Genomic DNA, 13,738 nt, shown 5'->3' on the forward strand with positions numbered 1-13,738 from the left:
AGATGAGAACGGCGGTCAGGACGACGACTTCGGGACGTCGATGCGGTCGATGTCCGGGGCGTAGCCGGTGCCGCTGTCGAAGGTGATGGTGTTGGCGCCGGCCTTGAGGGTGACGGGCACGCTGACGGTCTCGGCGGTTCCCCAGTCCCCGGTGGAGGGGAACTTGTGGTGCCTCGCGCCGTTGCCGTTCGCGGAGACGTCGATGGAGCGCGCGTCACCGCTGACGTAGCCGACCTTCACCATGTACGTACCGGCCTTGGCGACGACGACGTCGTTGAAGCGGAGCTTGCCGCCGACGTAGAGGTTGCCGACCTTCTTGCCGCCCGAGCAGGCGGAGCAGTCGGCGAGGGCGGCGTTGCCGCTGAGGGTGTTGGTGGTGGCTTCGGCCTCATAGCCGGTCGAGGCGAGGGCGGCGCCGCGCGGGGTGACGGTGAAGAGGCGGGAGCCGTGGGCGGGCAGGGCCTGCGTCACCTTGTTCGTGTGCGTGCCGAGGTTCTCGCGGTTCCACAGGTCCCGTACGGAGGCCTTGCCGGTGAAGCCGAGGGTCGACCAGTCGGCGGTGACGGCGGCGGGAGAGTCGGCGAGGTTGAACAGGGCCACGGTGTAGCTGCCGTCGGCGTTCTTGGCCGCCCACACCTGCTGCGGGTCGGACGGGGTGACCGGACGGGCGGGCGGCGTGCTGCCCTGGTTGAGGGCGATGACCTCGCGATTGGTCAGCAGCGACACGCCGTAGGAGTCGAGCTTGGTCAGGTCGTCACCGGTGTAGAGCGGGGACTTGGCGATGGCCCACAGGGTCGCGTAGCTCTGCCGCTCGGCCTTGGTGAGGCCGTCCATCTGGCCGTTGCCGACGTCCAGGGAGTCCAGGTCGTTCCAGCCGCCCGCACCTGCATGGCGGGTCCAGCCGGGGGCGTCGTCCCAGCGGTCGTCGACCGAGTTCTCCCAGCTGACAAGGGTGTTGCAGTAGCACTCGACGTCGGTGTCGATGCGCCAGCCGTTGGAGTACTTCTTCCAGTCGGCGACCCGGCCGATGTCGAGCGACCAGGAGATCTCCAGGTGGATCGGGCGGCCGGTGGCGGCGATGGCCTTCTGCCAGGCGGCGACGTCGGCAACGTTGTCGTACTGGTCGCCGTTCTTGCCGGAACCCGGTCCGACCCCGTCGAGCTTGAGGAAGTCGTAGCCCCAGTCGGCGAAGAGCCGGGCCTGCGAGTCGACGTACTTCTGGGCGCAGGGGTTGGAGAAGTCGAGCTTGTAGGCGCTGTCCCAGCCGTTGGTGGTGCGCAGGTCGCTGTACACGATGTCGGCGGTCGTGCAGCCCTCGGCGTTCCAGATGGGGGTCTTGCCCTCCCCGTACGCCTCCTTCTCCAGGCCGACGGGCAGGTAGATGCCCGCCTTGAGTCCCTTGCCGTGGATGTGGTCGGCGACGGGCTTCATGCCACGCGGGAAGCGGTTCGGGTCCGCCTTCTGGCGGGCGTACTCGTCGAAGCCGGGCTTCCAGTCCTTGGCACGCCACCATCCGGCGTCGAGGTTGACGTACTCGTATCCGTACGGCTTGAGCTTGGCCGCCAGCGCGTCCGCCTGCTTGAGGACGTTCTTCTCGGTGAGGTAGCTGTAGTCGCCGTCGGGGTTCAGTCCGGGGTACTTCGAGGACTGCATGCTCCAGCTCGACCAGCCCATGTAGGGCTTGGCCGCGACCGCCTCGGCACCGGCGGCGGCCGTGGACTTGGACGTGGTCGTGGGAGTGGTGGCGGTGGGGGTGGCGGCCTGGGCTGCCGGGAGGGTCGTCGCCATGGCCGCGGTGAGGGCCACGACGAGCACGGCTCTGGTGGAGCGGCGGGCGGGGGTTCCGGGGGCGTACGAGGATGACCTCATGGGTCGGACCTCCAGTGATGGGTTCGGCTCTACGCGGGTGCGGGTGCGGGTGCGGGTGCGGGTGGTGAAGTGATGCGGTGGTGCTCGAACTTCCTTGGAGGCCAAGGAGCTTGACGGTTCATCAGGAGTCCGTCAGCAGTTGAGGCGGCTCATCCCTGGCCGCGGGTCGGACCACTGATGAAGGACTGGATGGCGGTGGCCGCGGCTCCGCGCGCCCACTCGTCGAAGGGCAACGGACGCGTCAGCAGGTCGCATCGCGCGGCCGTGCCGAAGGCCGAAGCGGTGAAGGCCTCGCGGATCTGTTCGGCGAACAGGTCGTAGGCGGCGAGGCCCTCGCCGGAGATGATCACGCGCTGGGGGCCCATGAGGTTGGCGACGGTCGCGATGGCCCGGCCGATCGCCTCCCCGGCCCGCGCGTACACCTCACGGGCGCCGGGGTCGCCCCGGCGGGCCAGGTCGACGGCCTGCGCGGCGTCGGCCACCGGCAGGCGGGTCGCCTCGCGTACCGCGGCGACGATCGCGGGGTCCGCGGCGATGGCCTCGGCGCACCCGCGGTTTCCGCAGTGGCACGGTGGTCCCGTCGGGTCGATGACCACGTGCCCGATCTCGCCGGCCACCCCGTGCGCGCCCGAGACGACCTTGCCGTGCACGACCAGGCCGCAGCCGATGCCCGCACCGACCGTCACCACCGCGAAGTCGGAGAGGCCGATGCCCGCGCCGAACCACTGTTCGGCGACGGTCAGGGCCCGGACGTCGTTGTCGACGGTGACCGGCAGTCCGGTCGTCATCTCCATGAGTTCGGCGAGGGGAAGGTCACGCCACTCCAGGAAGGGCGAGAAGCGCACCTCTCCGGCGGCGCGGTCCACATCGCCTGAGACGGCTACGCCGAGCCCCTGGACCTGAACGCCGAACCCGTCGGCCTCCGCGAGGAGTTCCTGCGCGAGGGCGGCGACCGAGGCGAGCACGGCCTTCGGTTCGCGGTCGTTCAGGGGTACGTGCCGGGCGACGCGGATGCGGCAGCACAGGTCCGTCAGTACGGCGATGATCTCGTTGCCGGTGATCTTTACGCCGATGAACAGGGCCCGTCCGCCGTCCACCCGTACGGGGTTGGCGGGCCGCCCCAGGGACGGGCGTGCCTCGTCTCCCGCGTCCTCCACCAGGTACCCGGCCTCGATCAGCGGCCGGACCGCCTTCGTGACCGCCGCCGCCGAAAGGCCGGCGCGGCCGGCCATGTCCGACCGGGTGAGCGGGCCGTGGGACAGCACGGTGGTGAAGATCTGGGCAGCGGCCGGCGTGTGTGCCGGGAACGCCTCCGTACCAGGAGTCGAGCGCATGCCCGGAACCTAGGTCCGTTCTTTTCCGCCGTCAATAAAAGAAGCAAGGTTCCTTTGAAGAGGGGGGATTTGACGCTTTAGCCCTACGGATGCGCCCCATCACCGGATATCGCACCGGCACTTGCCCGGCACCGCCCCCGCTCATGCGTGAAGTCCATGGTCTCCTGGCATGCTGCCTCCATGCCGATACCGACAGGGCCCCGTCCGCCCGTTGCCACGTCTCTCGCTCCGGTCGACGGTCTGCGGATCCGGGCGCGTCGGCTCACCCAGGAGGTGCGCGGAGCGGGGCGCGTACTGGACGACGTGTCCCTCGATGCCGCCCCCGGGCGGATCGTCGTGATCGCCGGCAGCAGCGGCGCGGGCAAGACGGTACTGCTGGAAACGCTCGCGGGACTGCGGTCGGCCGGCGAGGGTTCCGTACTGCACGACGGGGCCCAACCGGGCCCGCCCGGACCGGAGTTCGGGTTCGTTCCGCAGGAGGACATCCTGCATCGCGACCTCCCGCTGCACCGGACGCTGGTGTACGCGGCGGGTTTGCGGATGCCACCGGGGACGTCGGCCGAGTCGGTCACCGCGGCCGTGGACCGGGTCCTGGACACCCTGGGGCTGGCGCACCGGGCCGGTACGCCCGTCCGTGCACTCAGCGGCGGCGAACGCAAACGGGCAAGCATCGCCGCCGAGTTGCTCACCAGACCGCGGGCGCTCTTCCTCGACGAACCCACCTCCGGGCTCGATCCGGTCACCGGGGCGGCCCTGTTGCGGACCCTGCGCGCCCTCGCCGAGCACGGCACCACCATCGTGCTGACCACGCATGTCCTCGCGGACCTCCTCCGCGGCGACGACGTCGTGTTCCTGGCCCCGGGCGGACAGGTCGCTTACACGGGTGAACCGGACGCCCTGTGCCGGGAGTTCGGGGTCGCCACGGTCGAGGAGGTGTACGAAGCGGTCGCCGACGGCGCGCGCATCGAACCCGCGTTGCCCCCTGAAGAGCCCACGGAGTCCGAGGACAGCGCGGTCCGTCCTCAGCGGCCGGGGTCACGGCCTCGCGTCGGCGCCGTACGCCAGTGGTCACTCCTCACCCGGCGCGGAACGGCTCTGCTGCTGCACAACCGGCTCTCGGTCGCCGTGCTGGCCGGTTCGCCCGTAATGATCGTGGCGATGTTCGCGGTGCTGTTCCGCGCGGGCGCGTTCGATCCGGCGGACCCGGATCCGGGGTCGTCCGCGATGATCATGTTCTGGATCGCGTTCGGCGCGTTCTTCTTCGGGCTGACGTACGGCCTGCTGCAGATCTGCACGGAACTGCCCGTGCTCCGCCGCGAATGGCTGGCCGGGCTGCGGATCGGCCCATACGTGGCGTCCAAGCTCACCACCATGCTCCCGGTGCTGGCCGCCGCGGACGCCCTGCTCCTCGCCGTGCTGCGCGCCCTGGACCGGCTGCCCGCGGCGGGCTGGGACACGTACGTCTCGCTGTTCGTGTCGAGCGTGCTGGCCTCGGCCGCCGCGCTCGCCCTCGGACTGCTCGCCTCCGCCGCCGTGACGGACCCGGGGCAGGCGACGCTGATGCTGCCGCTGCTCTGCTTCCCGCAGGTGCTGTTCTCGGGGGCGTTCGTGCCGGTGCCCCGGATGACGGCGGCCGGAGAGGCGATCAGCTGGGCGATGACCAACCGGTGGGCGTTCGAGGCGCTGGGCAGCGGCGTCGGCCTGGAGTCGCTGTGGCGCGACGGTGCCTCCCGGCTGGGACCGCCGCTGCTGGACTCGTACGGCGACTCGTTCGCCCATCCCGCGAGCCGGGGCTGGCTGATCCTGGCCGGGTTCGCCCTGCTGTTCCTTGCGACGACGTGGGCCGTGCTGGTGCGCAAGTGCCGGAACGGGGTGGTGCGCGGACGGGCGGGAAGGTGAGCCGACGCCCGGCGAGCGCTCAGCAGCCCGCCCTCGCCTCCAGTCCGGTGGCCCCTGGCACCCGGTCCCGGTAGGTCTCCCGTACGAACGTCAGGAACGTCTCGATGTCCCTGGGCTGTGACGACAGGCCGAGCGAGATCCGGACCGCGCCCGCCGACGGCAGACGCAGCAGCTCCAAGTACTCCTCCAGGGACGCGACTTGGCGGCGTGCGGCCGAGCGGAGTCGGCGCGGTGCCAGGGCGAAGGCCGCCTCGCCCGCGCCCGGGTTGCAGAAGCAGCCGGTGCGCAGCGAGATCCCGCGCCGGGCGCTGTCGCGGGTGACGACCCGTTCGTCGATGACACGGCCGTCGGCACCCAGCAGGTTCAGCGCGACCGTTCCGCCGCGGGCCACGAGGTCGACGGGGCCGTACATCCTGACCATCGGTGAACCATCGCTGTGCCGCAACTGTCTTAGCCCCGCGAGGAGTTGACCGGTCAGGGCGGTGACGTGGGCGTGCACGCGGTCCATGCCGATGTTGTCGATCCACTCCAGCCCGGCCGTCACATCGGGGACGGACAGGAAGTTGACCGTACCGTCCTCGAAGGCCGCCTCGTCGTCCGCGAGGACGTGCCACTGCGCCTGCGCGCTGACCGCGTAGATGGTGCCGCCGGAGAACCAGGGGCGTCGCAGCCTGGCGAGCGCGTCCCGGCGGGCGATCAGGCTGCCGACGCCGGTGGGGTGGCCGAACACCTTGTACCAGCTGACGACCGTGAAGTCGGGGTGGTACAGGCTCAGGTCGAGGGTGTTGGCGGGTACGTACGCGGCGGCGTCGAGCAGCACGTCGTAGCCGCGTGCCTGGGCCGCCGCGATCCAGGTGAGCGGGTGCTGGACGCCGGTGAAGTTGCTCTGCGCCGGGTAGGCGAGCAGGCCGTGCGGGCGGTCGCCGGCGCGGCCCCGCCGCGGGCCCGGGCCGAGTCCGAGTCCGAGTCCGGGGCCGCGTTCGCGCGCGGGCAGGGCGGCTCTCAGTCGCTGCTCGTCCATCCGCAGCCCGGGGCCGCTCACGGGTACGTACGCCGTCGCCGCGCCGCGCGAACGCGCGTACTCCCGCAGGCCGTTGACCGAGTTGTGGTTGTCCAACGACATCACCAGCCTGCTGCGGCGGGTGAAGGGGTACGCCTCGCCGACCAGGCGCAGGGCGCCGGTCGCGTTGGCGGTGAAGATCACGGCGTACTCGGCCGGGTCCGCGTTGAAGTGGCGGAGCACCGCGCGGCGGGCCTGGGACAGCAGCTCTCCCGAGGCGCGGGAGGCGGGGCTCTCGGAGTGCGGGTTCCCGAAGAGTCCGCCGGTGATGCGGGCGGCGCTCCCCCGCACCAATGAGGTCGGCGGAAGGCCCGCTCCCGTGTGGTCGAGGTAGGTGTGCCCGCCGGCGTCGAGGTAGTCGAAGTCCTCGTCCCGTAAGTCCGCCAAGTCCCCTGCGTGGGCGTCGCCTTCGGGTATGTGGCCGGTGGTCTGCGCCTTGTCCACTGATCCTCCCGCATGAGAGGCCCGGCCCGTCCCCGAGTCCTGGGCCGGGCACGGTCTCCCAACATCATGCTGCTATTCGTCCCGGTGGGAAGGGGTTGCCGGGAATCGGCGCGATCGTGCCGCTGGGGCCGGAGCGACCCGGTCAGTCAGAGGGTGCCGACGGGCTCGGCCAGGACGGTGGTGACTCCGCGTGCGCGCAGTTCGGCGAGGATGCCGGGGTCGGCCGTCTCGTCCGTGACCAGGGTCCAGCCCTCGGGGAGGGTGGCCCAGGCGTGGAAGGGACGGCGGCCGAGCTTGGCCGCGTGGGCGAGTACGTAGACGTGGTCGGCGCGGCGGGCCATGAGTTCCTTGAGGCGGGTCTGGCGCAGGTCCGCCTCGCAGATCCCGTGCTCCGGCGAGACTCCGTCGGTGCCGAGGAAGACCCGGTCGAAGGTGAGCCGTTCGAGGGCGGCCTCGGTCAAAGGGCCGACGAAGCCCTGGCTGAGCGGTCTGAGGGTGCCGCCGAGGCACTCGACGTGCACCGTCTCGACGTCGGCGAGTTCCTGAAGCGCCGTCAGCCCGGTGGTCGCGATGGTCACGTCCTTGGCCGTACGCAGCTCGTGTGCGAGCGCGCCGACCGTGGAGCCCGCGTCGAGGAGCAGGGTCTCGCCGGGCTGGACCTGGGCCGCCGCCCAACGGGCGATGGCACGCTTGGCGTCATAGGCCTCGCCGGTGCGCTGACGCAGCGAGGCCTCCGGGTGCGCGGACAGGGCCATCGCGCCGCCGTACGTACGGGCGAGCCGTCCGTCGGTGGTGAGCCTGGCGAGGTCGCGGCGAATGGTGGAGGCCGTGACGCCGAACAGCTGGGAGAGCTCCTCCACACTGGTCAGGCCGGTGGTGGTGGCGAGCTGGACGATCCGGTCGCGCCGGGCCTTGGAGCCGATCGCAGACATCAGTCTCTGTCCTCTGGTGTCCTGTGGTGCCGATGGTGCCGACGGGCCGGGGTCAGCGGGCGGCGGCCGGAGCGGATGACATCTCGGCGGCCTGGCGCAGCGCCTCGACCATGCTACCGGCCTCCGCGCGGCCCGTTCCTGCGATGTCGAAGGCGGTGCCGTGGTCGACGGAGGTGCGGATGACCGGCAGGCCCACGGTGAGGTTGACGCCCGCCTCGATGCCGAGGACCTTCACCGGGCCGTGGCCCTGGTCGTGGTACATGGCGACGATGAGGTCGTAGTCGCCGCGGCCGGCGAGATAGAAGGCCGTGTCGGCGGGGAGCGGGCCGCGGGCGTCGATGCCGTCGGCGCGCAGGACCTCCAGGGCGGGGACGATCTTCGTCTCCTCCTCGCCGTAGCCGAACAGACCGTTCTCGCCCGCGTGCGGGTTGATTCCGCACACCCCGATCACGGGTGCCTCGACGCCGGCGCGGACCATCGCGTCGTGGCCGCGGCGCACGGTGCGCTCGACGAGTCCGGGCTCGATCCGGTTGACGGCGTCGATCAGGCCGATGTGCGTGGTGACGTGGATGACCTTCACCTTGGGCGTGGACAGCATCATCGACACCTCCTCGACGCCGGTGAGATGGGCGAGGAGTTCGGTGTGTCCGGGGTAGAGGTGTCCGGCGGCGTGCAGGGCCTCCTTGTTGAGGGGGGCGGTGCAGATGCCGTGGACGTCGCCGTTCAGGGCGAGTTCGGCGGCGACCCGGATGTACTGGTACGCCGCGTCGCCGGCCTTCGCCGAGAGGGCACCCCAGGGGAGGTCGGCGGGGAGCAGGCCGAGGTCGACGACGTTGATGCGGCCGGGCGTGAACTCGGCCTGGGCGGGGCCGTCGACGGGCACGATGTCGCAGGTGACGCCGAGGATGCGGGCCGCCTCGCGGAGGCGTTCGGCATCACCGACGACGACGGGACGGCAGCCGCGCAGGGTGTCGGCGTTCAGCAGGGCCGGGACGATGACCTCCGGTCCGATTCCGGCGCCGTCGCCCATGGTCACCGCGATGATCGGGAGCGGACGTCCGGCGGTCCCGGACTGCTCGGCGGGCGCGGCGGTGGGGGCTGCGTTCACGTGGGTTCTCCTAGCGGGGCGGGCGGGACGGGTGGGACGACCGGCTGGCCGGAGGGCGCCTGGCCGGAGGGCGGCGCGAGACCGGGGCGCAGTGCGCGGGCGATGCGCAGCAGGGAGTCTGTGGCTCCGTAGCTGCCGGGTCGGGTGACGACGTGGCGGCCGTCGACGGTGCGGGAGCGGACGGCGCCGTGGTGGATCTGGTCGAGCGGCAGGAGTTCGCGGATGCCGAGTGCGTCGAGGACGCGGCGGGCGGTCTCGCCGCCGGTCAGGACGAGGTCGCTGTCCTGCGCGGCTTCGGCGACCGCGTGGGCCAGGCCAGCGGCAAGGCTGCGGGCCGCGCCGGGGTGGACGGCATGGGTGCCGTCGATGCTGACGACGGTGACGCCGTCCGGCGTTCGGCCGCCTTCTGTACGGATGTTCAGGGGCGGCAGGGTGGAGCGGTCGGTGAGAGTGTGCGCGGGCAGCGATACGTGGTGCGCACCGGCCGCGACGAGTTGCGCGATCTGCGCAACAGCGGTGGGTTCGGCGGTGCCGACCACCACCAGTAGAGGTCTGGAGGGGGTGCCGTCGGGGGCCGGTGACACGTCGTCGGCTCGGGCAAGACCAGCCCGATCGGCCGCGTGTGTCCTGCTTGGGCGGTCCAGGTCGGCTTCCGTGGAACGATCCCGCACGGGCTCCGTGGAAAGGTCCGGCTTCGCCGCCATGGGATGACGGTGACCGTCAATTCCCGGGGCCCCCGACCCGCCCCCGTCCGCTCGCGCGAGCCTGCGTCCCAGTGCCGCCGCGAGCCCGCCCGTGCCCATCAGCCGTATCCCCGGCCCGAGTTGGAGCGCCGCCTCGGAGATCGCGTCGAGGTCCGTGTCCGTCTCCGCGTCGCACACCGGGTGGTACCCCTCGGCGACGAGCGCCTGCAGCCGGTCGTACAGCGCGGGCGCGGGCGCGCGCACCGTCGCCAGTGGCACCACCCGCGTGGGTACGCCACCCAGGGCGGCCCCCACCGACACGGGCGCCGTGCCCCGCTCCGCACGCCAGGCGTCGGTCGTGTGCAGGGCGGTGCCGTGCAGGTTGACGACGCCCTCGCGGACGGTACGGCCGGCCACGGGCAGGGCGGGCGCGATCACGACACCCCTGGCGCCGGTCGCGTAGGCGGCCGCCTCGGCGGCGAGGTTGCCCCGCAGCAGCGAGTCGATCTTCTTCAGGACAACGCCCCCGTCGGCGTACGCCAGCGCGGCCCGTACCGCGCTCGCCGCGTCCTGCGGGGCCGACTGCCGGGTGTCCAGGTCCAGTACGACCGACTCGCCGTCGCGCGGCGGCGCGGTGGCGGGGCCCAGCACGATCCGCCCGCGCAGGCCGAGCGCGGCGGCGACCTCGGCGGCGCCGGACAGGTCGTCCGCGAGGGCGAACACGCGGGGCGCGAGCACCGTGCGGGTGGTGCGGGACACGCGGACCTCCTTCGGCGGCTAGCTCTTCGGGCGGTCCGGACGGGCGGACGGCCTCGGCGCCGATGATGACACAGCTTGCGCGAAGTGCGCGAGACCTCTTGCGCACTTCGCGCAGTCGTGCCACCTTTTCCGGCGCGACACCTGTTCGTCGCCCGGTGTCCGGGCGACATCAGCAAGAGCCGGTCGCCCTCCAGAATCCGAGAAGGTCGACGATGACCCCAACTCCTCACCTCCTTCCCCCGCCCGGACCGCCAAGCCGCCGGACCGTACTGCGCTGGGGCGCCCTCGGCGGCACGGGCGTCGCGCTCGGTCCGCTGTCCGCCTGCGCAGGACCCACCGGAGCACCCGGCCCCGGGACACTCACGCTCGGCCTGAACCGATCCCTGGTGAGTCTCGACAACAAGCTGAACCAGTTCGACGCCGCGGTGACCGTGCAGCGCGCCGTACGCCAGGCGCTCACCTGGATCGGCCCGGACCTGCAACCCCGGCTCGTGCTCGCCGACCGGTTCGAGATGACCTCTCCGACCGCGTGGAGCGTGCGGCTGCGCGAAGGTGTCCGCTACTCGGACGCCAGCCCCGTCACCGTCAGGGACGTGGACACGGCCCTGCGCATGTACGGCAAGGTCAACGGCTCGTTCCTGCTCGGCCTCTTCCCCGAGATGCCGACGGTCGAGGCCACCGGCGAGCGGACGTTCCTCCTGCGCACCGAACGCCCGGTACCGGTGCTCGACCGGCTGATGGCCAACATCCACATCACCCCGGCCAAGGCCAACCGGCCCGAGGAACTGCAGTCGGGGCTCGGCTCGGGCCCGTACCGCGTCGTCAGCGCGAACGGCGGTGCGGGCGAGTACACGCTGGCCCGCAACACCGAGTACTGGGGGAAGCAGCCGCCCGTCGACAAGGTGCGGGTCCGGTTCGTGCCCGAGGAGTCCAGCCGGGTCATCGCCCTGCGCAGCGGCGAACTGGACGTCGTGGACACCCTCACCCCCGACTCCGCCGAGCAGCTCGCCGGCCTGCCCGGCGTCGCCGTCCAGGAGACCCCCGGCGTCCGGATCTGCCAGCTCTTCTACAACTTCCGCAAACCCGAAGGGCATCCGCTCGCCGACGCGCGCGTGCGCCACGCGCTCACCTACGCGATCGACGGCGAGTCCCTGATCCGCGACGTCCTCATCGACTCCGCCGAGGCGGCCGAGGGAGTGGTGCCGCTCGCGCTCCAGGGGGCGGTGCGCACGGGCACGTACGCATACGACCCGCGCAGGGCCAAGGCGCTCCTGAAGTCGCTGGACGCCGAGGACCTGCGGATCACCATCATGTGGGAGTCGGGCGAGTTCGCGGGTGACACCTCTGTGATGGAGGCCGTCGTCGACATGCTCAAGGACGTCGGCGTACGCGCCTCGCTGCGGCAGTTCGAGCCCGGCGGCGACATCCTGAAGTGGCGGCAGGGACGCGGCGGCGACTGGGACGTCATCGGCAACGGCTTCCCCGGCACGACCGGCCAGGCCCTCACCTCCCTCCAGGGCATGTACGGGGGCACGGCCGAGAAAGAACGCACCCGCGACACCTACATGGGCTATGTAGTCCCGCGCATCGAGCGGCAGCTCTCCGACGCCGCGACCGAGACGGACGCCGCCGAACGCGACAGGAAACTGGCCGCGCTCCAGCACGCCGTCTGGGACACCTGGCCCAGCCTGTGGGCGTTCGCGCCCAAGACGCTGCTCGCGCGCCGCGACCGCGTCCAGGGCCTGGCGCTCCAGCCGGTCAACTCCTATGACCTGACCGCCGTACGGCTGGAGGGCTGAGCCGTGCCGACGTATCTCGCCCGCCGCATCGGGCAGAGCCTGCTGACCGTGTTCCTCACGCTCACCACCGTCTTCCTGCTGGTGCGGCTCGCGCCCGGCGATCCCGCCTCCGCGTACGCCGCGCCCAGCGCGACCAGCGCCGATCTCGCCCGGATCCGCGAGCAGTTCGGCCTCGACGAGCCGCTGTTCGTCCAGTACGGCTACTTCGTCCGCGACCTGTTCACCGGGGACCTGGGAACGAGCTACTCCTTCCACTCCCCCGCGCTGGACGTGGTCCTGGACCGGATGCCGTACACGATCACGCTCGCCGTCTCCGCCATCGCGGTCACGACACTGGTCGCCGTGCCGCTCGGTGTGTGGATGGCCCGCCGCGCCGACACGCGCCGGGAGCTGGGCGCGAACGTGCTGACCATCGCCGGTCAGTCGATGCCGGACTTCTGGACCGGAGTGATGCTGCTGACCGTCTTCGCCGTGCTCGTGCCGGTGCTTCCCGCGTCCGGGTTCACCTCGTGGAGCGGTCTGGTGCTGCCGACGGTGACCGTGGCCGTACTCCAACTCGCCCTGATCTCACGGCTGGTGCGTCGCGAGATGTCCACCGCCCTGGCTTCCTCGTACGTCACGGTCGCCCGCTCCCGGGGTGTCTCGGAGTCCGCGCTGACCTGGCGCTACGCGCTCGCGAACTCCTCGGTGCCACTGGTCACCGCGCTCGGTACGCGCTTCGCGGCTCTGTTGAACGGTGTGGTGGTGGTCGAGGTCGTCTTCGGCTGGCCCGGGGTCGGCTCCCTCGTCGTACGCGCTCTGGAGACCCGCGACTATCCGCTCATCCAGGCCACCGTGCTGGTCACCGCGACCCTCGCGATCCTCGTCCAACTCCTCGTCGACCTGGCCTATCCGCTGCTCGATCCGCGGGTACGCCTCGGAAAGGCGGCCTGAACCATGAGTACCGCCGTAGGCACCGGGCGGCCCAGTGCCGTCACCGCCCGCGATCTCGCCCGGGCCACCGCGACCCGGCAGCGGCGCGGCGCCCGTTTCAAGCTGTGGGCCGGAGGCGTGTGCACCGCGCTCGTCGTGCTGCCCGTGGCCCTCGCCGGACTGCTGCCGTTGCCCGGGGCGAACGCCCAGGACCTGTCGCGGCGGAGGCTGCCGCCGCTGAGCGAGGGCCATCTGTTCGGGACCGACCAGCTGGGCCGCGATCTGCTGTCGCGGGTCCTGCACGGCGGCCAGGTCTCCCTGACCGTCGGTGTACTCGCCGTGCTGGTCTCCGGTCTGATCGGCATCGCGGCCGGCTCGGCGGCCGGGTTCTTCGGCGGCTGGGTCGACGCGCTCGTCTCCCGGTTCCTGGAGGCCCAACTCGCCCTGCCCCTGCTGATGATGCTGCTTCTCGTGGTCGCCCTGTTCGGGCCGTCCGTCACCGTCATCACCTGTGTGATCGCGGTCGCGCAGTGGCCGGAGGTGGCCCGGCTGACCCGTTCGCTCGTCCTCGTCGAACGCGAGAAGCCGTACGTGGCCGCCGCCCGCGTCCTAGGACTGCGCTCCTGGTCGGTCCTCGTACGGCATGTGATCCCCAACGTCGTCCGTCCGGCGAGCCTCGTCGTTCTGCTGCTGCTCGCGCAGGCGGTGCTGCTGGAGAGCGCGCTGAGCTTCCTGGGTGCGGGCCCGCAGCGGCCGTTCGCGACCTGGGGCCGGATCATCTCCGACGGCCAGGACTACATCACCACCTCGTGGTGGCTGGTGACTCTGCCCGGACTGGTCATCGTGGTGCTGGTGGTCGGGGTCAATCTGCTCGGGGACGGGCTTCGGGACCGTACGCGCACCGGGTCGCGTGCCCGCCTGCGGAAGGGAGCGTGAGCC

General features: G+C 71.7%; 10 protein-coding genes. 4 read left to right on the forward strand and 6 right to left on the reverse strand.

Annotated elements, in window-relative coordinates:
- Nucleotides 1–15: 15 nt before the first annotated feature.
- Both ACN20J_RS04565 and ACN20J_RS04570 read right to left on the reverse strand, forming a co-directional pair.
- Complete coding sequence (locus ACN20J_RS04565; RefSeq protein WP_419665298.1) at nucleotides 16–1,869, reverse strand: alpha-galactosidase D; 1,854 nt, start codon at nucleotides 1,867–1,869, stop codon at nucleotides 16–18.
- 149 nt (nucleotides 1,870–2,018) lie between these two features.
- The gene (locus ACN20J_RS04570) at nucleotides 2,019–3,203 is read right to left on the reverse strand and encodes an ROK family transcriptional regulator (RefSeq protein WP_189839163.1); all 1,185 of its coding nucleotides are present in this window, start codon (nucleotides 3,201–3,203) and stop codon (nucleotides 2,019–2,021) included.
- A gap of 180 nt (nucleotides 3,204–3,383) precedes the next feature.
- Between ACN20J_RS04570 and ACN20J_RS04575 the strand changes: the two genes are divergently transcribed.
- Nucleotides 3,384–5,102 (forward strand): ATP-binding cassette domain-containing protein, encoded by a 1,719-nt coding sequence (locus ACN20J_RS04575; protein ID WP_419665299.1) that lies wholly within the window; start codon nucleotides 3,384–3,386, stop codon nucleotides 5,100–5,102.
- 19 nt (nucleotides 5,103–5,121) lie between these two features.
- Here ACN20J_RS04575 and ACN20J_RS04580 read toward each other — a convergent pair whose 3' ends face one another.
- The 4 genes from ACN20J_RS04580 to ACN20J_RS04595 form a co-directional block, all read right to left on the reverse strand.
- Nucleotides 5,122–6,606, reverse strand: a complete 1,485-nt coding sequence (locus ACN20J_RS04580) for an aminotransferase class V-fold PLP-dependent enzyme (protein ID WP_419665300.1) — start codon at nucleotides 6,604–6,606, stop codon at nucleotides 5,122–5,124.
- Between the two features lie 146 nt (nucleotides 6,607–6,752).
- Nucleotides 6,753–7,538 carry a DeoR/GlpR family DNA-binding transcription regulator gene (locus ACN20J_RS04585; RefSeq protein WP_055617497.1) on the reverse strand — a complete coding sequence of 262 codons (786 nt, stop codon included), beginning with the start codon at nucleotides 7,536–7,538 and terminating at the stop codon, nucleotides 6,753–6,755.
- A 52-nt stretch (nucleotides 7,539–7,590) separates the two neighbouring features.
- Entirely contained in the window at nucleotides 7,591–8,646 is a 1,056-nt protein-coding gene (gene pdxA, locus ACN20J_RS04590) for a 4-hydroxythreonine-4-phosphate dehydrogenase PdxA (protein WP_419665301.1), read from the reverse strand.
- Entirely contained in the window at nucleotides 8,643–10,088 is a 1,446-nt protein-coding gene (locus ACN20J_RS04595) for a four-carbon acid sugar kinase family protein (RefSeq protein ID WP_419665302.1), read from the reverse strand. Before ACN20J_RS04595 ends, pdxA begins: the two co-directional genes overlap by 4 nt.
- A 212-nt stretch (nucleotides 10,089–10,300) precedes the next feature.
- On the opposite strand from ACN20J_RS04595, the gene ACN20J_RS04600 reads away from it, so the two are divergent.
- The 3 genes from ACN20J_RS04600 to ACN20J_RS04610 are packed head-to-tail and all read left to right on the forward strand — an operon-like array spanning nucleotide 10,301 to nucleotide 13,735.
- On the forward strand, nucleotides 10,301–11,887 hold the full coding sequence (locus ACN20J_RS04600) for an ABC transporter substrate-binding protein (RefSeq protein ID WP_419665303.1): 1,587 nt from the start codon (nucleotides 10,301–10,303) through the stop codon (nucleotides 11,885–11,887).
- 3 nt (nucleotides 11,888–11,890) lie between these two features.
- Complete coding sequence (locus tag ACN20J_RS04605; RefSeq protein ID WP_055615027.1) at nucleotides 11,891–12,820, forward strand: ABC transporter permease; 930 nt, start codon at nucleotides 11,891–11,893, stop codon at nucleotides 12,818–12,820.
- Between the two features lie 3 nt (nucleotides 12,821–12,823).
- Nucleotides 12,824–13,735 carry an ABC transporter permease gene (locus ACN20J_RS04610; protein WP_189839158.1) on the forward strand — a complete coding sequence of 304 codons (912 nt, stop codon included), beginning with the start codon at nucleotides 12,824–12,826 and terminating at the stop codon, nucleotides 13,733–13,735.
- Nucleotides 13,736–13,738: the final 3 nt, after the last annotated feature.

This window comes from Streptomyces sp. 2-1, assembly GCF_048564895.1.
In the GTDB taxonomy this organism is placed as follows: Bacteria; Actinomycetota; Actinomycetes; order Streptomycetales; family Streptomycetaceae; genus Streptomyces; species Streptomyces phaeochromogenes.